Raw genomic sequence first — 21,494 nt, forward strand, 5'->3', positions numbered from 1 at the left:
GCGCTGGGCGGCGCGGCGGGCAAGGGCGAGGAGGCGGCCTCCGTCAGCGCCATGGTGCGCGGCGGGCTGCGGGTGCTCAGCGTCTGGGAGTCCGACCCCGACCTGGTGATGCGCAAGGTCAACGAGGCCCTGGTGGCGCAGGGCACCGGCATGTTCGTGATGGCGGTGGCCGGGTTCGTCAAGGGCCGCGGGATCCGCCTGTCGTCGGCCGGCCACCACCCCGCCGCGCTGCTGCAGCCCGACGGCGGCGTGCGCTTCGCCGCGGGCGGCGGCGTGCCGCTGGGCATCTCCCCCGAGGCCGAGACCGGCGTGGAGGCGCTGACGGTGGCCCCCGGCGAGACGCTGGTGCTCTACTCGGAGGGGCTCATCTCCTCCAGGAACGAACGCGGCGAGCCGTACGGCGAGGAACGGCTGGCCGACGCGCTCAGCCGGTGCGCGGGCCAGGCACCGTCCACCGTGGTCAAGGCGGTGGAGGCGGACCGGCACGCGTTCTCGGGCGGCCAGGTCTGGGACGAGATCGTGGTGTTCGCCCTGCGCGGCGTCTGATCTGCAAGGGTTTGCGAATCAGCCGAACCTGGGTATGGTCAAAGGCGTAGTACGACGTGCCTAAGACGCAGGCACACCCTTCAGGCTTTTTCACGCTGCAGAGGTGTGCCATGAACATTGCGATCGTCGCTTCCGCCAACGGCAAGCAGCGCCAGCGGATCCTGTCCGTCGCACGGGAGCTGGGGCGCGAGCACCACGTCACCATCTACTCCCGCCGTGACAACGCCGAGGACAAGCCCAAGACGCGGGTGGCCCCGGGGGTCACACTGGAGCACATCGACGTGGGGCCGGCCCTGGAGCTGACGCCCGACGACGTGGCGCCGTACCTGAACGACGTCGGCGACCATCTGATGCGGCGGTGGAGCCAGCACCGGCCGGACGTGATCCACGCGCACTCGTGGACGGGCGGACTGGCCGCCGTGGCGGGCGCGAAGGGCCTGGGGGTGCCGGTCACCCAGACGTTCCACACGGTTGACGCCACCCACATCGAGGTGGAACGGGCGCTCGGCCGCCGGGCCAACGCGGTGATCGCGGGCTCGGGCGACGAGGAGTCGGCCCTGATCCGCCTGGGGGTGCCGCGCAACAACATCGCGATCGTGCCGTACGGCGTGGACACCGAGCGTTTCCAGCGCCGGGGCGCGGTGGCCTCGAAGGGCAACCGCAGGCGCCTGCTGCACGTGGGCCCGCTGTCGATCGAACGCGGCGCCCACACCATCGTGCGGGCCCTGCAGGGGCTGGGCGACGTCGAGCTGGTCATCGCGGGCGGTCCTGAGCCAGAACAGCTGGAGCAGGACCGGGACGCGCGCCGCCTGCGCGCGCTGGCCGAGCAGCTCGGCGTGGCCGACCGGGTGACGTTGCTGGGCCAGGTCAAGCGCTCGGCGGTGCCGAAACTGATGCGCAGCGCGGACGCCGTGGTGTCGGTGCCGCGCGAGGCCGTGACCGGGATCGTCGCGCTGGAGGCGATGGCGTGCGGCGTGCCGGTGATCGCCTCGGCCGTGGGCGCGCACCTCGACTCGATCGTCGACGGGGTCACCGGGCTGCTGGTGCCGCCGGACCGGCCGGCCCGTACCGCGCGGATGGCCCGCGAACTGCTCACCGACCCGACGCTGCGGACGGCGCTCGGGTACGCGGCCGCGGACCGGGCGCGCTCGCGCTACTCGTGGGAGCGGGTCAGCCAGGAGCTGGTCCGGGTCTACGAGGCGGCCTGCGCCTGACGAGATCCGACATAAGAGGAGGGGCCCGGACGCCGGGCCCCTCCTCACGTGCCGGGGAGCAGCCGGGCGGCCTTGAGACCCAGGTGCAGGGCCAGGCGGTCGTCGCCGTCGCCCAGGTCGCGGTGGGTGAGGCGCTCGGCCTTGCCCAGCCGGTAGTAGAGCGTCTGACGGTGGATGCCGAGCTCCGCGGCGGTCCGCTGGACGTGACCGCCCCGGTCGAGGTAGATCTCCAGGGTCTGGGCCAGCTCGGCGTCGAGCGCCGCGGTGCCGGCGGCCAGCTCGCGCAGGTCGGCCTGGCCGAGCCGGGCCAGCAGGCGGTGCACGCCCAGGTCCTCCCAGCGCGCGACCGGCGCGTGGCGGGGGAAGTGCTCGGCGATGCGCAGCGCCTGGCGGGCCTCCCGCCAGCTCAGCCAGGCGTCCGCCGGGTCGGCCCTGGGCCCGCCGACGCCGGCCGCGGTGCCGTACGCGCTCTGGACGCTCTGCGCCACCTCTGCCGCGAGGTGGGCGGGGCTGAGCAGGGCGACCGGTGAGCCGGGGCGGGCCAGGACGCCGCGCGGGAGCGTCCAGAGGGCGGCCAGGCGCTCCTCGGACTCGCGTACGGCGATGGCGGTGACCGGGCCGGGCAGCTCGACGGTGGCGTTCGCGCGCTCCTCGGGATCGGCGGACAACAGCGCGCGCAGCTCGCGCCCGAGGTCCTGGCGGCTCCTGGCCTCCTGGGCGAGCGCGGCGGCGGCCGTGGCCACCAGCGGCGCGGCGGAGCGCAGCCGTTCGTCGGTCAGCTCCCCCGAGTCGAGCAGCCACAGGTAGCCGTAGGTGACCTCGGCGTGCCGCAGCGGCCAGCAGACCCGGGCCAGGACCTTGAGCTCGGCGTCGGCGGGGATGCGGACGGGGGCGCTCGCCCGGGCGATGCCGTAGCGTTCGAAGTATTCGCGCACCTCCCCCGTGGCGCGCCGGCGCAGGATGGACTCCTGGCGGACCGTGTCGATGTCGCCGTGCTGCGCGCCGTAGGCCAGCAGCCGGAACGATCGGTCCTCCAGCGTCGCGGACGCCCCCAGCCGGGCGGCGATCTCGTCGACGATCTCTTGTAGGTCGGCGGAATTGTGCATTTGTATGACAGCGTCCCACACTGCGCGTTACGCGCGTCGATGGCCCCCTCTGACCTGGCTTTTTAGACTTGAAGCATGCTGGGTCAACTGCTGCTCGCCGCTTCCAACAGCGGCGTCGTGCGCCGCGCCGTGTCGGGCTTCCCTCTCACGAAGAAGGTCGTGGACCGATTCGTGGCGGGCGAAAGCGTCGAGGAGGCCCGCAACGCCATCGAGCGGCTGTGTGACGCCAAGCTTGCCGTGACCGTCGATCACCTCGGCGAGGAGACGCGCGACGCGCGCGCCGCCGAGGCCACCGCGAACGCCTACATCACGCTGCTGCAGGCGCTCGAGCCCCTGCGGCTGGGCGCCAGGGGCGAGGTGTCGGTGAAGTTGTCGGCCGTCGGGCAGCGGCTCGACGACGCCATGGCCCTGGAGCACGCCCGCGAGATCTGCGCCGCCGCCGCGGCCGTGGGCGCCACCGTCACGCTCGACATGGAGGACCACACCACCGTCGACTCCACGCTGGGCATCCTGCGCAAGCTGCGCGAGGACCACCCGTCGACGGGCGTGGCCATCCAGGCGTACCTGTTCCGCAGCGAGGACGACTGCCGCGACCTGTCGGCGGAGGGCTCCCGCGTCCGGCTGGTGAAGGGGGCCTACCGCGAGCCGGCCTCCGTCGCGCACCAGGGCCGGACCGCCGTGGACAAGGCGTACGTGCGATGCCTGCGGATCCTCATGGCGGGGAAGGGTTACCCCATGGTGGCGACGCACGACGATCGCATGATCGCGATCACCGAGCTGCTCGCCGACCGGTTCGGGCGGACGATCGGCGACCACGAGTTCCAGATGCTCTACGGAATCAGGACCGACCTGCAGGAGTCCCTCGCGGGGGCCGGCCACACGGTCCGCGTCTACGTCCCCTACGGCGACGACTGGTACGGCTATTTCATGCGCCGCCTGGCGGAGCGCCCGGCCAACGTCGCCTTCTTCCTTCGTGCCCTTGGGGGTAAGTAAATGGATGCCATCAGCAACGTCCCCGTGCCCGAGAACGAGCGCGTGTACGGCTACGCTCCCGGCAGCCCCGAGCGGGCCGCGCTGGAGAACCGCATCAAGGAGCTGGCCGGGGCGTCGATCGACCTGACCATGACCATCGGCGGCGAGCAGCGTCTCGGCGGCGGGCCCGCCATCGACGTGGTGCAGCCGCACAACCATGCCTCCGTCCTGGGCCGGACCAACGACGCTTCGGCCCGGGACGTGCAGGACGCCGTCGACAGCGCCCTGCGGGCCGCGCCGGCCTGGCGGGCGCTGCCGTTCGACGAGCGGGCGGCGATCTTCCTGAAGGCGGCCGACCTGCTGTCGGGCCCGTGGCGGGCGACGCTGAACGCGGCGACCATGCTGGGCCAGTCGAAGTCGGCGCAGCAGGCGGAGATCGACGCGGCCTGCGAGCTCATCGACTTCCTGCGCTTCAACGTGGCCTACGCGCGCCGGCTCTACGCCGAACAGCCGAACTCGTCGCCGGGCGTGTGGAACAGGATGGAGTACCGGCCGCTCGAGGGCTTCGTGCTGGCGATCACGCCGTTCAACTTCACCGCCATTTCCGGGAATTTGCCGACCTCGGCGGCCTTGATGGGGAACGTCGTCGTCTGGAAGCCGTCGCCGACCCAGCAGTTCGCCGCGCACTTCACCATGCGACTGCTGGAGGAGGCCGGGCTGCCGCCGGGCGTGATCAACCTGGTCACCGGCAGCGGGCAGGCCATCTCCGAGGTGGCGCTGACCCACCCGGCGCTGGCCGGCATCCACTTCACCGGCTCGACCGCCACGTTCCAGCACCTGTGGCGCACGATCGGCGAGAACATCGCCTCCTACCACGGCTACCCGCGCCTGGTCGGCGAGACCGGCGGCAAGGACTTCGTGCTGGCCCACCCGTCCGCCGACCCGGCGGTGCTGTCCACGGCGCTGATCAGGGGCGCGTTCGAGTACCAGGGCCAGAAGTGCTCGGCCGCCTCGCGCGCGTACGTGCCGCGCTCGGTCTGGAACCGCATGCGTGACGACTTCGTCGCCACCGCCGAGTCGCTGACCGTGGGCGACGTGACGGCCGACCTGTCGACGTTCATGGGCGCGGTCATCGACGGCCGGGCGTTCGCCAAGCACAAGGAGGCGATCGACCGGGCGCGCGCCGCGGCGAACATCGACGTGCTCACCGGCTCCTACGACGACTCCGTGGGCTACTTCGTCAAGCCGACGATCCTGGAGTGCGCCGACCCGACCGACGAGATCTTCGTCAAGGAGTACTTCGGGCCGATCCTCGGCGTGCACGTCTACGACGACGGCGACTACGACGCCGTGCTCGACCAGATGGAGGGCATCGCCCCGTACGCGCTGACCGGCTCGATCATCGCCCAGGACCGGTACGCGATCAACGCCGCGTCCGAGCGGCTGCGCTTCGCGGCGGGCAACTTCTACGTCAACGACAAGCCGACAGGCGCGGTCGTCGGCCAGCAGCCGTTCGGCGGCGGGCGCGCCTCGGGCACCAACGACAAGGCCGGCTCGATCTTCAACCTGACGCGGTGGGTGAGCGCCCGCGCGATCAAGGAGACCTTCGTGCCGCCGACCGACCACCGTTACCCGCACATGGGCTGATCTTCGCGCCCATTGTCACCAGAAGCCCCCGGGTCCTGCCCCCGGGGGCTTCTGGCGTAATGTGCAAGATTCGTGTCGTTGACGCCATGTCCCGCCCGCGACCAGCATGGAGGGCATGCAACGACGGGTCCTGATCGTCGTCTTCCCCGGCTTCCAGCTCCTCGACATGGCGGGGCCGGCGGACGTGTTCGGCCTGGTCGCCCTGCTCTCTCCCGGCGACTGCTACCGGGTGCAGGTCGTGGCCGTGCGCGCGGGCGAGGTGAGCGCGGGCAACGGCGTCACGGTCAACGCGTCGGCGCTGTCGGAGGTCACCGGGCCGGTCGACACGCTCCTGGTGGCCGGCGGCATGTCCGTGCCGGACCACGTGGCCGACCGGGAACTGGTCGCGGGGATCGCGGCGCTGGCCGGGCGCGCCCGGCGGGTGGCCTCCGTCTGCAACGGCGCGTTCCTGCTGGCGCAGGCGGGCCTGCTGGAGGGCCGCCGGGCGACCACGCACTGGCTGGCCGCCGGTGAGCTGAGCCGCCGTTACACCGGCGTCGAGGTTGACGCCGACCCGCTCTACATCGAGGACGGCCACGTCTGGACCTCCGCCGGCGTCCTGTCCGGCGTGGACCTGGCGCTGGCGCTGGTGGCCAGGGACCACGGCCACGCGCTCGCCCGCGACGTCGCCCGCGGCCTGGTCGTCTACCTGCACCGGCCGGGCGGGCAGAGCCAGTTCAGCACTCCCATGCGGGCCCTGACGCCGCGCAGCGAGCCGCTCAGGGAGCTGCAGGCCTACATCGAGGCCAACCCGGCCGCCGACCTCAGCGTGCCCGCGCTCGCCGCGCGGGCACGGATGAGCGAGCGCCACTTCTCACGCGTCTTCACCAAGCAGACCGGCATGTCACCCGGCCGGTACGTCGAACGCAGCCGCGCCGAGGCCGCCCGACGGCTCCTGGAGGTGACCGGCCTGCCGCTGGACACCGTGGCCAGGGAGTCGGGGCTCGGCTGTTCGGAGACGCTCTACCGCGTCTTCCGGCGACATTGGCGCATCACCCCCGGCGACCACCGCCGCCGGTTCCAGTCGAAGGAGAAATGACCCATGCACGCCGTCATCCCGCTCTATCCCCGGTTCACCGCGCTCGACGCCGTGGGGCCGTACACCGTGCTGGCCTTCGCGCCGGGCTGGACGGTCACGTTCGCCGCCGCGCAGGCGGGGCCGGTGACCGACGACCGCGGCTCGCTCACGCTGGCCGCGACGGCCTCGTTCGCGGACGTGCCCGCGCCTGACGTCATCGTGGTCCCCGGCGGGCTCGGCACCCTGGACGTCATGGAGGACGAGGCGCTCGTCGGGTGGATCCGGCGGGCGCACGAGCACACCCGCTGGACGACGTCGGTCTGCAGCGGCTCACTGCTGCTGGGGGCGGCAGGGCTGCTCGCGGGCGCCAAGGCCACCACCCACTGGGCCGTGCTCGACTTCCTGGCCAACTCCGGGGCAGTGCCGGTGAGCGAGCGCGTGGTCGAGCACGGCAAGATCGTGACGGCCGCCGGGGTGTCGGCGGGCATCGACATGGCTCTGACCCTGCTGGCGCGGGCGGCCGACCCGGTGACCGCGCAGAGCGTCCAGCTCGCCATCGAGTACGACCCGCAGCCTCCGTTCACCAGTGGCTCCCTGAAGACCGCCCCCGAGGGCCTGGCCGAGCGCGCCCTGGCCCTTATCACCTGACCGTCAGCCTTCCGGGACGGCGCCCAGGGGGAGGACGTCGAAGTGCACGACCACGTGCGCGACGTCCTCCCCCGGAGCCGCGTCGTCCCTGCCGTCCGACACGGCCCGGAAGCGTTCCAGCACCGCGAACACCTCGTCGCGCATCAGCTCCGTCTCCTCCGCGGTGAGCCGCAGCGACCGCCGCCCGTACGCGCTCGCCTCCAGCCACTCCTGCGGCGCCTGATCCGCCGCGCGCCGCCAGCGGGCCAGCTCCGCGCCTCGCTGCCGCACGAGGTCGTCGAGGAGGCGCTCCATCGCGCTCACCGCCTCCGGGTCGCCGGCGGGCGGCTCGCCGTAGGAGAAGCCGCCGGGCGTGACGTGCCAGTACTTCTCCTTGCCCCGCCCCATCCCCGGCACGATCTCGATCATGCCGTGCCGGGCGAGCTCACGCAGGTGGTAGCTGGTCGCGCCGGTGTTCTGCCCCAGCAGACCGGCGAGCCGGGTGGCGGTGGAGGGGCCGTGCTCGTCGAGCAGCTCGTACATCCGCAGCCGCAGCGGATGGGCGAACGCCTTCAGGGCGTCCGCGTCGAGCGTCCGGGCGGAGAAGCTCTTGTTCGCCATAGTGTGCAAGCATATCTTTGCAAAGGAATTTATGCACACTTGGGAGTGAACCCGTGGGACGTTCGTTCGGTTACCTGTGGTGGTCCACGGGAGCGTCCAACCTGGCCGACGGCGTCCTGAAGATCGGCGCGCCGCTGCTCGCCGTCTCCATGACACGCTCGCCCGCCCTCGTGTCCCTGGTGGCCGCCGCGGGCACGCTGCCCTGGCTGGCGCTGGCCCTGCACGCGGGCGCGCTCGCCGACCGCGCCGACCGGCGCCGGATCATGGTCGCCGCGAACCTGGCCAGGACCGCCGTGCTCGCCGCCACCGCGCTGGGGGCCTGCCTCGGCCTGCTCAACCTGTGGCTGCTGGTCGCCGCCGTGCTGCTGGCCGGCGTGTGCGAGGTCTTCGCCGACCTGACGGCGCAGTCCGTCCTGCCCATGACCGTCGCCCGGGAGGACCTGACGAAGGCTAACGGCCGCGTGTCCACCGCCCAGATGATCGGCAACGACTTCGTCGGCGCCCCTGTGGCGGGCCTGCTCGTCGTGGCCCTGCCCGCCGCCGTCTTCGGCGCTCCCGCCCTGCTGTACGCCGCCGCGGCCCTGCTGCTGCTCGGCATGCGGGGCGCCTACCGGCCCGCCGCTCCGGCGGGCGGACGGCGCCCGCTGCGCCGGGAGATCGCCGAAGCGCTGCGCTACCTGTGGTCGCACCGGATCCTGCGCAGCCTCGCGATCACGGCCGGCCTGCTCAACATGGCCAACTCCGCGTACTTCGCGGTGTTCGTGCTGTGGGCGGTCGGCGACGAGTCGCGCATGGGGCTGGAACCGGGCCAGTACGGCCTGATGACCACGGCCTTCGCCGCCGGAGCGGTGCTCGGCTCGTTGCTGTCCGCGCGCGTCTGCGCCCTGTTCGGCGAGGTCAGGACGCTCCTCGGGGCCTGGCTGGCGACCAGCCTGCTGCTCCTGGCGCCCGTGGCCGTGCCGTCGGCGTGGGTGCTCTACCCGACCGCCGTCCTGTGGGGGATGACCGGTGCGGCCGGCAACGTCCTGGTGATCTCGACGCGGCAGCGGCTCATCCCGGCCGAGCTGCTGGGCCGGGTCAACTCGGCGTACCGGCTGATGGGCATGGGCGGGATGCCGCTCGGCGCGGCGCTCGGCGGTCTCGCGGCCGAGGCGGCCGGGATCGGCGTGGTGCTGACGGGCGCGACGGTGGTGTGCCTGGCCGCGGTCGCGCTGGTGTGGCGCGCCCTGTCGGATCGAATTTCCGGCACCCTGACCAGCGAGCCCACACTTTCTGACATATCCAGATCACGTTAGGCACGCACGGAAGCGCGGTGAAGTGACATGATTATCCCCGAGCATGAGGGGATGGTATGCGGAAGATCGGCGGACGGTACCTCCTGCACGAGGAGGCCGGTCGTGGGGGTATGGGAGTCGTCTGGCGCGCCTTCGATCAGCTCCTCCACCGTACGGTGGCGCTGAAGGAGCTGACCTTGGCCGGGGAGGCCGAGATGGTGCGCCGCCGGGTGCTGCGCGAAGCCCGGATGGCCGCGGGGCTGACGCATCCCAACATCATCACGGTGCACGACCTGATCGAGGAGGGCGGCAAGCTCTGGATCGTCATGGAGTACCTCGACGGGCTGTCCTTGCATCAGCTGCTCTCGCAGGTGGGCACGCTGCCCGCGCAGTCGGTGGCGGCCATCGGCCAGCACCTGCTGGCGGCGCTGCGTACCGCCCACCAGGCGAGCGTGCTGCATCGTGACGTGAAGCCCGCCAATGTCATGCTGACCGGCGACCGGGTGGTGCTCACGGACTTCGGCATCGCGACGGCCGAGGGCGACATCCGGATGACGACGTCGCGGCGGCTGCGGGGCACGCCGGCGTTCATGGCTCCCGAGCGGCTGCACGGGGGGCCGGCCTCCAAGGAGGCCGACATGTGGTCCTTCGGCGCCACGCTCTACAGCGCCATCGAGGGCCAGCCGCCCTATCCGGGCCAGGACGCGGCGACGGTGCTCGCCATGGCGCGCAGCGGGCCGTACCCGCCGCCGCGTCGGGCCGGGGTGATGCGTCCGCTCATCGAGGGCCTGCTGCACCACGACCCGGTGCGCAGGTTCGCGCCGGAGCAGACGGCGACGCTGCTGGCGGGCATGCGGGCGAGCGCGTACCAGGCGGCCATCTGAGCGGGGGCGGGCCCGGCCCGCCCCCGCGCGTCTCAGTCGTCCTGCCTGCTCGCCCGGGCCTCGGCCTCGGCGGCGTCCATCGCCGCGGCCTCCTCGGGCGTCGGCGCGCTGCCGCCGAGGTGGGCCGGCTGCCACCACACGCCCGGCGGCATCTCCGGGTACGTGCGCTGCGCCCGGTCGACCAGCTCCGACAGCCGGGCGTGCAGGTCGGTGGTGTGGTCGTTGACGTTCTCGCCGCGCTTGGGGTACATCGGCTCGCCCACCAGGATGGTGAGCGGCACGTGGCGCTGCAGCAGCTTGCGCGGCCGGCCCTTGGTCCACAGCCGATGACCGCCCCACAGCGCCACCGGGATGATCGGGGTGCCGGTGGCCTGGGCCATCCGGATGGCGCCGCTCTTGATCTCCTTGACCGTGAACGACCGGCTGATCGTGGCCTCGGCGAACACGCCCACCACCTCGCCCGCCTTCAGCATGCGCAGCGCCGTGGCGTACGAGCTGGCGCCCGCGCCCCGGTCGACCGGGATGTGGTGCATCCCGCGCATGAGCGGCCCGGAGACGCGGTGGTTGAACACGTCCTCCTTGGCCATGAAGCGCACCAGGCGCTTCGACGGCAGCGCGGCGAAGCCCGCGAAGATGAAGTCGAGGTAGCTGATGTGGTTGCTCACCAGCACCGCTCCCCCGGACCTCGGCACGTGCTCGGTGCCCTCCATGTGAAAACGCAGGTCGAGCACGCGAAACAGGGTCCGCGCGGCGGCGATCACCGGCGGGTACACGATCTCAGCCATGACCAGAAGGTAGCAGTCCCGCCGGACCACCCCCATCCTCCGGCGCACGCTTGCGCGGTCGTGAAAGAGGGCAGATGTTCAAACCATGAAGAAGCTCATCAACACGGCAGAATCCGTCGTTGAGGACGCGCTGAACGGCATGGCCGCCGCCCACCCGTCGCTGCGGGTCCGTGACAGGGTGGTCTACCGGGCCGAGGGTCCCCTCCCGGGCAAGGTCGGTGTGGTGTCGGGCGGTGGCTCGGGTCACGAGCCGCTGCACGCCGGATTCGTCGGGTACGGCATGCTCGACGCCGCCTGCCCCGGCGAGATCTTCACCTCACCGGTCCCCGACCAGATCGTGGAGGCGACCCAGGCGGTCGACGGCGGCGCCGGCGTGCTCCACATCGTCAAGAACTACACCGGCGACGTGCTCAACTTCGAGATGGCCGCCGAACTCGTCGAGGATGTCGAGGTCGCCAGTGTCCTGGTCGACGACGACGTCGCCGTCCAGGACTCCCTCTACACCGCGGGCCGCCGCGGCACCGGCGCCACGCTGTTCGTGGAGAAGATCGCCGGCGCGCTGGCCGAGGAGAGCGCACCGCTCGCCGAGGTCGCCGCCGTGGCGCGCGAGGTGGACGAGCGCAGCCGTTCGTTCGGCATCGCCCTGACCTCCTGTACGACCCCGGCGGCCGGCAAGCCCATGTTCGACCTGCCGGCGACGGACGTCGAGCTGGGCATCGGCATCCACGGCGAGCCGGGCAGGGCCCGGGTGCCGATGCGCCCTGCCCGCGAGCTGGCGGTCCTGGCGATGGAGGCCATCCACGCCGATCTGCCGCTCCGCGACGACCTGCTCGTCATGGTCAACGGCATGGGCGGCACCCCGCTCATGGAGTTGTACGTCGTGTACGCGGAGGTGGCGGCGTTCGCCCGGGGCAAGGGGGCGAGGGTGACCCGCTCGCTGGTCGGCAACTACGTGACGAGCCTCGACATGCAGGGCTTCTCCGTGTCGGTCTGCCGGCTCGACGAGCGGCTGACCCGGCTGTGGGACGCGCCCGTCGAGACGCCCGCGCTGCGCTGGGGGCGCTGATGGACGCCTCCCTGTGCGTGGCCTGGTTCGAGGAGGCGGCCCGGCTCGTCCACCGCGACCGCGACCGTCTGACGAGGCTCGACGCGGAGATCGGCGACGGTGACCACGGCACCAACCTCGACCGCGGGCTGACCGAGGTTCGCAAGGCGCTGGCCGAGTCACCGCCCGGCTCCCCCGCCGAGGTGCTGACGATCGCCGGCACGACGCTGATCCGCCGCGTCGGCGGCGCCTCCGGCCCGCTGTACGGGTCGGTGTTCCGGCAGATGGGCAAGGCGCTGCAGTCGCCGGTGACGCTGGCCGCGTTCTCGGCGGCGTTCGAGGAGGGCGTCGTGGCGGTCGAGCGGCTGGGCAAGGCGGCGCTGGGCGACAAGACCATGGTGGACGCCCTGGCCCCGGCCTCCCGGGCGCTGGCCCTGGCCGTACGCGACGGGGTGGGCGTGCGGGAGGCGGTCGAGCAGGCGGCCCGCGCGGCCGCCGAGGGGGCCGAGGCGACGATCCCCATGCGCGCCCGCAAGGGGCGCGCCAGCTACCTCGGCGAGCGCAGCGTCGGCCACATGGACCCGGGCGCGGCCTCGTCTGCGCTGTTCATGGAGGCGCTGGCCACCGTGGCGCGCGAGGCGGCGTGATGGTGGGGCTGGTCCTGGTCTCCCACAGCGCCGGTCTGGCGGCGGAGACGGCGGCGCTGGCCCGGGGCATCGCCGGGGCCCAGACGCCGGTGGCGGGGGCCGGCGGCACGCAGGACGGCGGGCTCGGCACGAGCACCGACCTCATCGAGGAGGCGGTGCGCGCCGTCGACCAGGGCGACGGCGTGGTGCTCATCCCCGACCTGGGCAGCTCGGTGCTGTCCGCCCGGCTGCTGGAGGAGGAGGGGCGCGTGGTGATCGCCGACGTGCCGTTCGTGGAAGGGGCGATCTCGGCGGCGGTGGCCGCGGGCGCGGGCATGCCGCTGGCCGACGTGCTCGCCGCCGCCGAGGAGGCCCGCGCCTTCCGCAAGCTCTGACGGCTCAGTGGCCCTTGAACGCCTCCTCCAGCCACCAGGAGCCGCGCTCCCGTGTCACCTTGGCGTGCACCAGGAGGGGGCCGTCCAACGGCCCGCGCGCCCATTCCCCGACCTCTGACAGGTCCTCCGGCCGGGTGACGGTCACGGCGGGGATGCCGTGGCCCCTGGCCATGGCGGCCAGGTCGGCCGGAGGGAACCTGACCGTGTCGAGCGGTTGGTCGTGCGGGCCGAAGTGATGCACCTCGGCGCCGTACGCCTCGTCGTCGTAGACCACGATCACCATGGGCAGGCGCAGGCGGACGACGGTCTCCAGCTCCGCCAGGCCCATGAACGCGCCGCCGTCGCCGAGGGCGGCCACCGGGATGCGGTCAGGTCGGGCCAGCGCCGCGCCGATCGCCGTCGCCAGGCCCAGCCCGACCGACTGGAACGCCTGCGTGAAGCAGAACCCGCCCTCGTCCGGGACGTCCAGGAACATCGACGGATATCCCATGAAATTTCCGGAGTCGACGGAGACGATCCGCTGCGGGGGCAGCAGGTCGTCCAGGGCGACGGTGAGCGTCCGCGGGTCGATCCGGCCCCCGCCGCTCTCGTCCTCGAACGGCACCGCCCGCCAGCGCCCCTCCGCCTCGATGCGCCGGGCGATCTCCGGCGTACGGTATCCCGGCCCCTCGGTCAGCCGGCCGGCCACCGCCCGCGCCACGTCCGCCACGTCGCCGGTCACGCCGAGGTCGGCGGGCACGTGCGTCTTGAACGCGGCGGGGTCGAGGTCGACCTTGACCACCTTCGTCCCCGGTGAGACGAGAGAGCCGTGCCGGGTGGTCCACATGTTCAGGGCGCAGCCCCAGGCCACGATCAGGTCGGCGCCACGGATGAGCTCGGCGGCCAGGGGCGTGGCGAAGCCGCCGGAGACGTCGAGGTCCCACGGGCTGCCGCGGAAGAGCCCCTTGGCCACCGCGGACGTCGCCAGCAGCGCGCCCGCGCGCTCGCCGAGCTCCTCCAGCTCCCGCCGCGCCCTCCTGGCGCCGCGCCCGGCGATGAACACCGGCCGCCGCGCCGCCGCCAGGGCCCGCGCCAGCTCGGCCACCGCGCCGTCGTCCCACGTGCGTGCGGGGGCCGACGCCGCAAGGGCGGGCGGGTCGAGCGGCCCGTCGTAGGGCATGGACTGGACGTCGAGCGGCAGGTTCAGCAGGACCGTGCGCCGCTCCTCCACCGCCACCCGGTACGCCTCGGCCGCCCGCTCCACGGGGTTGTCCGCGGCGGTGAGCCGCATCGGCACCGCCCCCACCGCCGTGGCGAGCGCGGCCTGGTCGATGCGGAAGTTGGAGGTGATCTCGGTGGCCTCACCGGCCAGGACGACCAGCGGCGTACGGCTCTTGGCCGCCTCGGTGACGCCCGTCATCGCGTTGGTGAGCCCCGGCCCCTGGTGCACGGACACGACCGCGACGCCGTCGGTCATCCGGGCGTACGCGTCGGCCATCGTCGCGGCCCCGCCCTCGTGGCGCGCGGCGACGAAGTGCGAGCCGCCGGCGAGCAGGGCGTTGGTGACGTGGAAGTTGCCGCTGCCGACCACCCCGAACGTCATCTCGGCGCCGCACGCGGCCAGCGCGCGGCCGACGGCCTCGGCGAAGATCAACGTTCCACCAGGGCCAGGACGCGGACCGGGCTGCCGGAGCCGTGCACGATGGGCAGCGGCGGCGCGACCACGACGGCACCGGTCACCGGCAGGCGGTCGATGTTGCGCAGCTGCGTGAGGCCGTACTTGCCGGCGCCCAGGAGGAAGGAGTGGCACGGGAAGGCCGGGTCGAAGGAGTGGGCGGCGCCCGCGTCGGTGCCGACGGTCTCGACGCCGAGGCCCAGGATCGGCGTCTCGGAGGCCAGCCACGAGGCGCACTCCGCCGAGATGCCCGGCGTGTGCGGGCCGCTCTCGTCGGCGTTGATGAAGGACGCCTGGTCGGCGGAGCGGGCGTCCCAGCCGGTGCGGTAGAGCAGCCAGCCGCCCTCGGGCAGCGGGCCATTGGCCCGCTCCCACTCCTTCACGTGGTCGATCTGGAGCAGGAAGTCGGGGTCCTTGGACGCCTCGGCGGAGAAGTCGAGCACGACGGCGGGCGCGATGAGGCTGCGCACGGGCACCTGCGAGATGTCCTCACCGTCGCGGCCGGTCACCCAGTGGACGGGGGCGTCGAAATGCGTCCCCGTGTGCTCGCCCGTGTGGATGTCGTTCCAGTACCAGGCCGGGCCGCGGTCGTCGTAGCGGCTGATCTCCTCCAGCCGGAACGGGATCGTGTTGCCGAACGGCTCGGGCAGCTGCAGGATCGGCGTGTCCGCCGTGAGGGGCGCGGTCAGGTCGATCACCTCGATCGCGCCGTTGCGCACACTGTCCACGAAGCTCTGCAACACCGACATGTCGTCCTCCTTGTTCGCGTGAGCGCATCCTCCTATGCTCCACCGGGCCGTGCCAACAGCTCACGCGACGGTCCACTCGGCGCAACCGCCGGTGTGGAACTCCTTGTCCGCGGGCTGGATGGTGACGCTCGCCGGGCCCGTGGGCATGCCGCTGGCGATCACGCCGCCGGTGGCGTTCATCCTGACCCAGTAGCACATGGTGAACCCGGCCACGGGGCCGGTCGTCCGGTAGGTGCCGGGCTGGATGTCCGTGCCGACCGCGAGCGTCCGCAGCAGGCCGGACGCCGGGTTGACGGCGGGGCCGGTGGCCGTGGGGAGCGTCTCGCCAGGGCCGGTCTGTCCGGGCACGGTCTGCTCCGGTGGGATCACCCCGGGCGGGGTCTGGCTCGGCGGCGTCAGGCCGGGCGGCGTCTGACTCGGTGGTGTCTGGGCGGGTGGCGTGGCCTCCGGCGGCGTTCCGACGGTCTCCTGCGGGGCGGGCTCGCTCTCCGTGACCGTCACGGTGACCTGGGGCGCGGACGAGTCCGGCTCCGCACCGGCGCCGAACCCCACGAACACCCCCAGCAGGAACCCCAGCAGGGCCGCGAGCCCCGACACCAGCAGGATGATCGGCGGACTGCTCGTCGCCCTCGGGTACTCCGGCACCGGGGCGTATTCGGGAGGGGGCGGCCCGTACATCACGGGACCAAGCGTCCCATCCCTGTCAACGGTGCAGGTAGTCGACCAGGGACGCCTTCTCCGTCTCCAGCTCCTCGATGGCGCTCTTGACCACGTCGCCGATGCTCACGATGCCGACGAGCCGGCCGTCCTCGACGACGGGCATGTGCCGGAAGCGCTGCGTGGTCATGATGCGCCGCAGCGAGTCGACGTTCTCGGCGGGCGTGACCGTGTGGACCTCGGTGGTCATGATGGCCGACACCGGCTCGTCCAGGACCTCCGAGCCGCGGTCGTGCAGGCGCCGCACGACGTCGCGTTCGGACACGATGCCCTGGATGGTGACGTCGTCGGAGGACACCACGACGGCGCCGATGTTGTGTCGGGCGAGCTTGGCGAGCAATTCCCGCACGGTCGCCCCTGGGGCGACGGTCGTGACGTCGGCGCCTTTGGCGCGAAGGATCGTCCCGATGAGCATGTGCACCACCCCTTCGCCCTCAGTGTTCCAAGCCAGCACGCGGGCAAACAACCCCATGGGGGTGTGGCTTGCGACTCCCGTAGGCTGCATCCGGTACGGAATGCCGTACAAATACTGAAATATCACCACAGGGAACACGCCAGATGACCGAGCCGCTCAACACCGGAAGTCACGACCTGCCCGTCACCGAGGAGCTCGCCGCGTTCATGCGCACCGGCTGGGCCGGCGCCCGCGCGGCCGAGGTCCCGCCCGAGGTCACGGCGCGGCCCATCGCGCCGTGGGCGGCCAAGCGCCGCACCGCGCTCGCGCAGCGGTTCCCCGGCGAACGGCTGGTGATCCCGGCCGGCACGCTGAAGGTCCGCAGCAACGACACCGACTACCGGTTCCGGCCGCACAGCGCGTACTCGTACCTGACGGGGGCGGGCGAATCGGACGACGTGCTGGTGATCGAGCCGTCCGGCGAGGCGACCCTGTACGTACGGCCCCGCGCGCCGCGCGAGGAGGGCCAGGAGTTCTACCGCGACCGCCGCTACGGCGAGTTCTGGGCAGGTCCGCGCCCCGACCTGGCGGAGGCCGCCGAGATGTACCAGATCGAGTGCGCGCACATCCGCGACCTCGACCTGAGGACTCCGGCGCGGGCGCTGCGCGGCGTGGACGCCAAGGTGGACGCGCGGGTGCCGCGGGGCGACGGCGACGCGGAGCTGGAGTCGTTCCTGGCGGAGATGCGGCTGGTCAAGGACGAGTGGGAGGTCGGCGAGCTGCAGTCGGCCGTCGACTCGACCGCGCGCGGCTTCGAGGACGTCGTGCGGGCACTGCCTCAGGCGATCGGCCACCCGCGCGGCGAGCGGTACGTGGAGGGCGTCTTCGGCCTGCGGGCGCGGCTGGAGGGCAACGCGACCGGCTACGACAGCATCGTCGCGTCCGGTTCCCACGCGTGCGTCCTGCACTGGATCCGCAACGACGGCGCCCTGAACCCGGCCGACCTGCTGCTCCTCGACGCCGGCGTCGAGACCGACACCCTCTACACCGCCGACGTCACGCGCACGTTCCCCCTGTCGGGGCGTTTCAGCCCGGTGCAGCGGCAGGCGTACGAGCTGGTGTACGAGGCGCAGAGCGCGGCCATCGCCGCCCTCCGGCCGGGCGCCCGCTTCCGCGACTTCCACCAGGCGGCCATGCGCGTCATCTGCGACGGCCTGCGCGACTGGGGCCTGCTGAAGGAGTCGACCGACACGCTCATGGAGACCGGCCTGTACCGTCGCTACACGCTGTGCAGCAGCGGCCACATGCTGGGCCTGGACGTGCACGACTGCGCCAAGTCGCGGGCGGAGGTCTATCTCGACGGCGTGCTGGAGGAGGGTCACGTGCTGACCGTGGAGCCCGGCCTGTACTTCCAGCCCGACGACCTGACACTGCCCGAGGAGCTGCGCGGCATCGGCATCCGCATCGAGGACGACCTCGTCGTCACGGCCGGCGGGGCCCGGCTGATGTCCTCGGCGCTCCCCCGTCACCCGGACGAGATCGAGTCCTGGATGTCGGCCCTGCGGTGAAGGCGCGGTCCTAGGATCGTCGTGTCAACGGCAGGAGGTGTCCCTCCGTGCCACACGAGCGACCGAGGAACGACGATAGGCACCTTGGCCATGGGCGGGCGCCCCGAGGAGGTGCTCGCCCCGGACGACTGGCTCACCGGCGTGGAGCGGGAACGGGCCGGGCGCTTCCGGTTCGAGGACGACCGCGACGGTTTCGTGGCCGCCCACCTTCTCGCGCGCCTCTGCGCCGCCGCCGTGCTCGGCGCCGATCCGGCGGAGCTGACGCTGCGTCAATACTGCGAGCTGCACGGCCACGGCCACGGCAGGCCGTACGTCGAGCAGGCCCCCGAGCTGGGCCTCAGCCTCAGTCACACCCGCGGCTACGTGTGCGCGGCTGCCGGGCCCGGCAAGGTCGGCGTGGACGCCGAGCGCGTCCCGAGGGGCCCGCTGGACACCGTGCTGGCCGACCGCGTGCTCACCCCGCGCGAGCGGGCGATGGTCACCGGCAACGACGAGCTGATCAGGCACGTCACCCGCAAGGAGGCGCTCGTCAAGCGCGGCGAGCTGGCGCTCGGCCGGCTCACCGCGGGCGGCGACGACCTCACGGGCCGGCACCTGCTGGAGTGGAGCGCCGGGCCGGACATCAGGGTGGCGGTCGTCACCGACGCCCCCGCGAGGAGGGTCCCCATCCCCGATTAGGGTGGGGGCATGTTCTACCGCAAGCCTCTCGAAGAGCGGATCGCCGACCGCGTCGCCAAGCGCAGGCCGCTCGAAGAGGGCAAGACGTTCGAGCACGGACCGGCGAAGTTCGTGTTCGTCTCGCTGCTCGTCGCGGTCGTGCTCATGCACGTCGTCGGCGTCGCGATCGTCATGGCGTTCACCTGACCGGGCCGCCCTGGGTGGGGTGCAGGAAGACCTGGGTGATCCCGGGGAAAGCCTCCCGCAGCCGCCGGTCGAGCTCGTCGCAGGCCGTCTCCACCCCCGCGGCGGTGGCCTCGTCCCTGAAGTCGATCTTCGCGGCGACCAGGATGTCGCCGGGGCCGATCATCATCGTGAGCAGCTCCACCACGTCCTCGACCTCGCGCTGGGCGACCAGCACGGCGCGGATGCCGGTCTCGACCTGCTGCGGCGCGGCCCTGCCGATGAGCAGCGACAGGTTCGACCGGATGAGGACGAGCGCGACGACGAGCAGGAGCACGCCGATGGCGACCGACGCGGCGCCGTCCCAGACCGCCGAGCCGGTGAGCTGCGAGCCGGCCAGCCCGGCGCCGGCGATCAGCAGCCCGATCAGGGCGGCCGCGTCCTCGAACAGCACGGCCTTGAGCGCGGTGTCGGACGTCAGCCGCACCAGCCGCACGGGCGCGATCCCCAGGCCGGCGGCCTGCCGGCGCAACTGCGTGTACCCCTTGGCGAACGACAGGCTCTCCATGACGAACGCGACGGCCAGCACGACGTACGACGGGGTGAGGTTCGCCAGCTCCTCGCCGTGGCTGAGCTCGTGCAGGCCGTGCGTGACGGAGAACCCGGCCCCGCCCACCAGGGTGGCGACCGCCGCCATCGTCGCCCACACGAACCCGGCCTTGCCGTGGCCGAACGGGTGCCGCCGGTCGGCGGGCCGCCCGGAGCGGCGCACCGCCACCAGCAGGAGGAGCTCGGTCACGGTGTCGGCGGCGGAGTGTGCCGACTCCGACAACATCGCCGCCGAGCCGCCGATGAGGCCGGCGACGAGTTTGGCCAGCGCGATCGCGAGGTTCGCCGCGCCCGCCACGAGTACGGTGGCCAGGCTTTCTCCCGACTTGCCCCCCATGGGGCATCACCCTACGTGCGCTAGATTGGGATCATGAGCCCGCCTCGCTGGCTATCTCCCGCCGAACAGCGCGCCTGGCGTACGCATCTGGCGCTGCACAAGTTGCTCATGCACCGGCTCGACCGTGAGCTGCAGGAGCACTCTCTGTCGCTGAACGACTACGAGATCCTGGTCAACCTCTCCGAGAGCGCCGGGCGCCGCATGCGGATGAGCGATCTGGCCGACGCCACGATCCAGTCGCGCAGCCGGCTGTCGCACCAGATCTCCCGCATGGAGGCCAAGGGGCTGGTGCGGCGGGAGGACTGCCGCGACGACCGGCGCGGCACGTTCGCGGTGCTGACCGACGAGGGCTGGGAGGCGATCCAGCGGCTGGCGCCCGCCCACGTGGCGGGTGTGCGCGAACACTTCGTCGACCGGCTCACCGACGACCAGCTCGAAGCGATCGAGTCGTGGTTCGCGCCGATCGTGGACCACCTGAAGAAGCTGCGCTGACACCCAACCGATATCGCCCGCGGCTCACGGACTGTCGCCGGCGCTCGCTACGATCCGCTCATGCTCAGAAAGCTACTGATCGTGGCGGTCCTCGCGCTGACGGCGGCGTGCTCGTCCGGCGGCGCCGGGGAGGAGCTGCCCGCCGGGCCGGAGCTGATGAAGAAGGCCTCCGAGGCCATGAAGGCCGTCAAGACGGCCGGCTTCTCGATCGCGACGGAGGGTGAGCCCAACGTGCCGGTCAAGACGGCCGACGGCAGGCTCACGGCGCAGGGCGACGCCGACGGCACGATCACGCTCGAGGTGCTGGGCACCCTGCAGGAGCTGACGTTCACCGTGGTCGGCGACACGGTCCACTTCAAGGGGCCGACGGGCGGCTTCCAGAAGATGACCCGTGAGCAGCTCGCCCAGGTCTACGACCCGTCGGTGATCCTCGAGCCGACCAAGGGCATCGCGCAGCTGCTCGCCTCGGCCACCGGCCCGAAGGTGGAGGGCGTGGAGGGCGAGTCGTACCGCGTGGCCGCGACCTTCCCCGGCCAGGTGCTCGGCCAGATCGTCCCCGGCGTCACCGAGGGCGTCAACGGCACGCTCTGGATCGACCGGGCCACCAGCCGGCTCGCCAAGGCGGGCATCCCGCTGCGGGGCGGCACGGTGACGGTGTCGTTCAGCGACTACGACGCGCCGGTCACGATCACTCCGCCCGCCGCCGGATGAGGCGCGCCCGCCGGGTCGCGCTCGGCGCGGGCGGGGCCGTGGTGCTGCTCGCCGCGCTCGACGCGTACGTCGTGGTGACGGTCCTCGCCGCCGTCGCCGAAGACGTCGGCATCCCGCTCAACCGCCTGGAGCGGGCCACCCCGATCGTCACGGGCTTCCTGCTGGGGTACGTCGCCGCGATGCCCCTGCTGGGCCAGCTCTCCGACCGGTACGGACGGCGGCCGCTCATCCACGCCTGCCTGGCGGCGTTCGCGCTCGGCTCGGTGCTGACGGCGCTGGCGGCCGGGGAGCTGATGGTGGTGGCCGGGCGCACGGTCCAGGGGGTGGCCGGGGGCGCGTTGCTGCCGATCACGATGGCGCTCATCGGCGACCTGTGGGACGAACGCGAGCGCCCGGTGGCCCTGGGCGCGGTCGGCGCGGCCCAGGAGCTCGGCAGCGCGCTCGGGCCGCTGTACGGCGGTTTGCTGGCGCTGGCGCCGAGCACGGTGGTGGCGGGCGTGGAGCTGGGCGGCTGGCACGCCATCTTCTGGATCAACGTCCCCCTGGCAGCCCTCGCCGCCCTGGCCATCCACGTGACCATCCCAGCCCGCCCCACCGCACCGACCGGCGCAGCCGCCCGCACCC

The 21,494-nt window shown here is 72.6% G+C and carries 25 protein-coding genes; 17 read left to right on the top strand and 8 right to left on the bottom strand.

Going from position 1 to position 21,494, the window contains the following annotated elements; all coding sequences use genetic code 11:
* A partial coding sequence (locus E1286_RS34710; RefSeq protein WP_132619372.1) for a PP2C family protein-serine/threonine phosphatase occupies positions 1–546 on the top strand: 546 nt, incomplete at its 5' end.
* A gap of 110 nt (positions 547–656) precedes the next feature.
* Positions 657–1,760, top strand: a complete 1,104-nt coding sequence (locus E1286_RS34715) for a glycosyltransferase (RefSeq protein ID WP_132619374.1) — start codon at positions 657–659, stop codon at positions 1,758–1,760.
* A gap of 44 nt (positions 1,761–1,804) precedes the next feature.
* Here the strand turns inward: E1286_RS34715 and E1286_RS34720 are convergent, their stop codons facing one another.
* Complete coding sequence (locus E1286_RS34720; RefSeq protein WP_132619376.1) at positions 1,805–2,866, bottom strand: PucR family transcriptional regulator; 1,062 nt, start codon at positions 2,864–2,866, stop codon at positions 1,805–1,807.
* Between the two features lie 75 nt (positions 2,867–2,941).
* On the opposite strand from E1286_RS34720, the gene E1286_RS34725 reads away from it, so the two are divergent.
* The 4 genes from E1286_RS34725 to E1286_RS34740 all read left to right on the top strand — a co-directional run bounded on the left by E1286_RS34725 (position 2,942) and on the right by E1286_RS34740 (position 7,190).
* Positions 2,942–3,859: a proline dehydrogenase family protein gene (locus E1286_RS34725; RefSeq protein WP_132619378.1), complete on the top strand. Its 918-nt coding sequence runs from the start codon at positions 2,942–2,944 to the stop codon at positions 3,857–3,859.
* A complete protein-coding gene (gene pruA / locus E1286_RS34730) occupies positions 3,860–5,485 on the top strand; it encodes an L-glutamate gamma-semialdehyde dehydrogenase (protein ID WP_132619380.1) in 1,626 nt (541 codons plus the stop codon).
* 115 nt (positions 5,486–5,600) lie between these two features.
* Positions 5,601–6,563 carry a GlxA family transcriptional regulator gene (locus E1286_RS34735; RefSeq protein WP_132619382.1) on the top strand — a complete coding sequence of 321 codons (963 nt, stop codon included), beginning with the start codon at positions 5,601–5,603 and terminating at the stop codon, positions 6,561–6,563.
* 3 nt (positions 6,564–6,566) lie between these two features.
* On the top strand, positions 6,567–7,190 hold the full coding sequence (locus E1286_RS34740; RefSeq protein WP_132619384.1) for a DJ-1/PfpI family protein: 624 nt from the start codon (positions 6,567–6,569) through the stop codon (positions 7,188–7,190).
* 3 nt (positions 7,191–7,193) lie between these two features.
* Here E1286_RS34740 and E1286_RS34745 read toward each other — a convergent pair whose 3' ends face one another.
* Positions 7,194–7,790 carry a winged helix-turn-helix domain-containing protein gene (locus E1286_RS34745; protein ID WP_132619386.1) on the bottom strand — a complete coding sequence of 199 codons (597 nt, stop codon included), beginning with the start codon at positions 7,788–7,790 and terminating at the stop codon, positions 7,194–7,196.
* 53 nt (positions 7,791–7,843) lie between these two features.
* Here E1286_RS34745 and E1286_RS34750 point away from each other — a divergent pair, with 53 nt between their 5' ends.
* Together E1286_RS34750 and E1286_RS34755 are read left to right on the top strand one after the other, a co-directional pair.
* Positions 7,844–9,085 carry an MFS transporter gene (locus E1286_RS34750; protein ID WP_132619388.1) on the top strand — a complete coding sequence of 414 codons (1,242 nt, stop codon included), beginning with the start codon at positions 7,844–7,846 and terminating at the stop codon, positions 9,083–9,085.
* A 56-nt stretch (positions 9,086–9,141) separates the two neighbouring features.
* Positions 9,142–9,948, top strand: a complete 807-nt coding sequence (locus E1286_RS34755) for a serine/threonine-protein kinase (protein WP_132619390.1) — start codon at positions 9,142–9,144, stop codon at positions 9,946–9,948.
* 32 nt (positions 9,949–9,980) lie between these two features.
* On the opposite strand, the gene E1286_RS34760 is transcribed toward E1286_RS34755, so the two are convergent.
* Positions 9,981–10,733, bottom strand: coding sequence for a lysophospholipid acyltransferase family protein (locus tag E1286_RS34760; RefSeq protein WP_132619392.1), 753 nt, complete (start codon positions 10,731–10,733; stop codon positions 9,981–9,983).
* Positions 10,734–10,818: 85 nt separating this feature from the next.
* Between E1286_RS34760 and dhaK the strand changes: the two genes are divergently transcribed.
* From dhaK to E1286_RS34775, 3 genes are read left to right on the top strand one after another with little or no spacing between them, the layout of a single operon-like run.
* Entirely contained in the window at positions 10,819–11,799 is a 981-nt protein-coding gene (dhaK, locus tag E1286_RS34765; protein WP_132619394.1) for a dihydroxyacetone kinase subunit DhaK, read from the top strand.
* Positions 11,799–12,425, top strand: coding sequence for a dihydroxyacetone kinase subunit DhaL (gene dhaL / locus E1286_RS34770; protein WP_132619396.1), 627 nt, complete (start codon positions 11,799–11,801; stop codon positions 12,423–12,425). Before dhaK ends, dhaL begins: the two co-directional genes overlap by 1 nt.
* Entirely contained in the window at positions 12,425–12,799 is a 375-nt protein-coding gene (locus tag E1286_RS34775) for a PTS-dependent dihydroxyacetone kinase phosphotransferase subunit DhaM (RefSeq protein ID WP_132619398.1), read from the top strand. The genes dhaL and E1286_RS34775 overlap by 1 nt, the downstream gene beginning before the upstream one ends.
* Positions 12,800–12,803: 4 nt before the next feature.
* Here E1286_RS34775 and E1286_RS34780 read toward each other — a convergent pair whose 3' ends face one another.
* Genes E1286_RS34780 through E1286_RS34795 form a run of 4 tightly spaced genes read right to left on the bottom strand, consistent with a single transcriptional unit; the run spans position 12,804 to position 16,334 of the window.
* Positions 12,804–14,432: a thiamine pyrophosphate-binding protein gene (locus E1286_RS34780; protein WP_132619400.1), complete on the bottom strand. Its 1,629-nt coding sequence runs from the start codon at positions 14,430–14,432 to the stop codon at positions 12,804–12,806.
* Positions 14,429–15,202 (bottom strand): cyclase family protein, encoded by a 774-nt coding sequence (locus tag E1286_RS34785; RefSeq protein WP_132619402.1) that lies wholly within the window; start codon positions 15,200–15,202, stop codon positions 14,429–14,431. Before E1286_RS34785 ends, E1286_RS34780 begins: the two co-directional genes overlap by 4 nt.
* Before the next feature lie 60 nt (positions 15,203–15,262).
* A complete protein-coding gene (locus tag E1286_RS34790) occupies positions 15,263–15,880 on the bottom strand; it encodes an Rv1352/Rv1906c domain-containing protein (protein WP_484213920.1) in 618 nt (205 codons plus the stop codon).
* A gap of 25 nt (positions 15,881–15,905) precedes the next feature.
* The gene (locus E1286_RS34795; protein WP_132619406.1) at positions 15,906–16,334 is read right to left on the bottom strand and encodes a CBS domain-containing protein; all 429 of its coding nucleotides are present in this window, start codon (positions 16,332–16,334) and stop codon (positions 15,906–15,908) included.
* 143 nt (positions 16,335–16,477) lie between these two features.
* Here E1286_RS34795 and E1286_RS34800 point away from each other — a divergent pair, with 143 nt between their 5' ends.
* From E1286_RS34800 to E1286_RS48305, 3 genes are all read left to right on the top strand, one after another.
* Positions 16,478–17,881, top strand: coding sequence for an aminopeptidase P family protein (locus E1286_RS34800; protein ID WP_132619408.1), 1,404 nt, complete (start codon positions 16,478–16,480; stop codon positions 17,879–17,881).
* Positions 17,882–17,971: 90 nt separating this feature from the next.
* Positions 17,972–18,559 (top strand): 4'-phosphopantetheinyl transferase family protein, encoded by a 588-nt coding sequence (locus tag E1286_RS34805; RefSeq protein ID WP_132619410.1) that lies wholly within the window; start codon positions 17,972–17,974, stop codon positions 18,557–18,559.
* Positions 18,560–18,568: 9 nt separating this feature from the next.
* Positions 18,569–18,745: a hypothetical protein gene (locus E1286_RS48305; protein ID WP_165970045.1), complete on the top strand. Its 177-nt coding sequence runs from the start codon at positions 18,569–18,571 to the stop codon at positions 18,743–18,745.
* Here E1286_RS48305 and E1286_RS34810 read toward each other — a convergent pair.
* Entirely contained in the window at positions 18,738–19,667 is a 930-nt protein-coding gene (locus tag E1286_RS34810) for a cation diffusion facilitator family transporter (protein ID WP_132619412.1), read from the bottom strand. The two genes, E1286_RS48305 and E1286_RS34810, sit on opposite strands and share 8 nt — an antisense overlap.
* Before the next feature lie 33 nt (positions 19,668–19,700).
* Here E1286_RS34810 and E1286_RS34815 point away from each other — a divergent pair, with 33 nt between their 5' ends.
* The 3 genes from E1286_RS34815 to E1286_RS34825 all read left to right on the top strand — a co-directional run.
* On the top strand, positions 19,701–20,159 hold the full coding sequence (locus E1286_RS34815) for a MarR family winged helix-turn-helix transcriptional regulator (protein WP_132619414.1): 459 nt from the start codon (positions 19,701–19,703) through the stop codon (positions 20,157–20,159).
* A gap of 60 nt (positions 20,160–20,219) precedes the next feature.
* Positions 20,220–20,870 carry an LppX_LprAFG lipoprotein gene (locus E1286_RS34820; RefSeq protein WP_132619416.1) on the top strand — a complete coding sequence of 217 codons (651 nt, stop codon included), beginning with the start codon at positions 20,220–20,222 and terminating at the stop codon, positions 20,868–20,870.
* On the top strand, positions 20,867–21,494 hold a 628-nt coding region (locus E1286_RS34825), incomplete at its 3' end, for an MFS transporter (RefSeq protein WP_132619418.1). The genes E1286_RS34820 and E1286_RS34825, both read left to right, overlap by 4 nt.

Source organism: Nonomuraea terrae (genome assembly GCF_004348995.1).
GTDB classification, from domain to species: domain Bacteria; phylum Actinomycetota; class Actinomycetes; order Streptosporangiales; family Streptosporangiaceae; genus Nonomuraea; species Nonomuraea terrae.

Bases quoted from the DNA above. Each gene is read 5' to 3' on its own strand.
- E1286_RS34735 (WP_132619382.1), top strand. From the start codon at position 5,601: ATGCAACGACGGGTCCTGATCGTCGTCTTCCCCGGCTTCCAGCTCCTC.
- E1286_RS34755 (WP_132619390.1), top strand. From the start codon at position 9,142: ATGCGGAAGATCGGCGGACGGTACCTCCTGCACGAGGAGGCCGGTCGT.
- E1286_RS34800 (WP_132619408.1), top strand. From the start codon at position 16,478: ATGACCGAGCCGCTCAACACCGGAAGTCACGACCTGCCCGTCACCGAG.
- E1286_RS34720 (WP_132619376.1), bottom strand. From the start codon at position 2,866: ATGCACAATTCCGCCGACCTACAAGAGATCGTCGACGAGATCGCCGCC.
- E1286_RS34815 (WP_132619414.1), top strand. From the start codon at position 19,701: ATGAGCCCGCCTCGCTGGCTATCTCCCGCCGAACAGCGCGCCTGGCGT.
- pruA (WP_132619380.1), top strand. From the start codon at position 3,860: ATGGATGCCATCAGCAACGTCCCCGTGCCCGAGAACGAGCGCGTGTAC.
- dhaL (WP_132619396.1), top strand. From the start codon at position 11,799: ATGGACGCCTCCCTGTGCGTGGCCTGGTTCGAGGAGGCGGCCCGGCTC.
- E1286_RS34760 (WP_132619392.1), bottom strand. From the start codon at position 10,733: ATGGCTGAGATCGTGTACCCGCCGGTGATCGCCGCCGCGCGGACCCTG.
- E1286_RS34725 (WP_132619378.1), top strand. From the start codon at position 2,942: ATGCTGGGTCAACTGCTGCTCGCCGCTTCCAACAGCGGCGTCGTGCGC.
- E1286_RS34805 (WP_132619410.1), top strand. From the start codon at position 17,972: ATGGGCGGGCGCCCCGAGGAGGTGCTCGCCCCGGACGACTGGCTCACC.
- E1286_RS34740 (WP_132619384.1), top strand. From the start codon at position 6,567: ATGCACGCCGTCATCCCGCTCTATCCCCGGTTCACCGCGCTCGACGCC.
- E1286_RS34785 (WP_132619402.1), bottom strand. From the start codon at position 15,202: ATGTCGGTGTTGCAGAGCTTCGTGGACAGTGTGCGCAACGGCGCGATC.
- E1286_RS48305 (WP_165970045.1), top strand. From the start codon at position 18,569: ATGTTCTACCGCAAGCCTCTCGAAGAGCGGATCGCCGACCGCGTCGCC.
- E1286_RS34715 (WP_132619374.1), top strand. From the start codon at position 657: ATGAACATTGCGATCGTCGCTTCCGCCAACGGCAAGCAGCGCCAGCGG.
- E1286_RS34745 (WP_132619386.1), bottom strand. From the start codon at position 7,790: ATGGCGAACAAGAGCTTCTCCGCCCGGACGCTCGACGCGGACGCCCTG.
- E1286_RS34775 (WP_132619398.1), top strand. From the start codon at position 12,425: ATGGTGGGGCTGGTCCTGGTCTCCCACAGCGCCGGTCTGGCGGCGGAG.
- E1286_RS34790 (WP_484213920.1), bottom strand. From the start codon at position 15,880: ATGTACGGGCCGCCCCCTCCCGAATACGCCCCGGTGCCGGAGTACCCG.
- dhaK (WP_132619394.1), top strand. From the start codon at position 10,819: ATGAAGAAGCTCATCAACACGGCAGAATCCGTCGTTGAGGACGCGCTG.
- E1286_RS34810 (WP_132619412.1), bottom strand. From the start codon at position 19,667: ATGGGGGGCAAGTCGGGAGAAAGCCTGGCCACCGTACTCGTGGCGGGC.
- E1286_RS34795 (WP_132619406.1), bottom strand. From the start codon at position 16,334: ATGCTCATCGGGACGATCCTTCGCGCCAAAGGCGCCGACGTCACGACC.
- E1286_RS34820 (WP_132619416.1), top strand. From the start codon at position 20,220: ATGCTCAGAAAGCTACTGATCGTGGCGGTCCTCGCGCTGACGGCGGCG.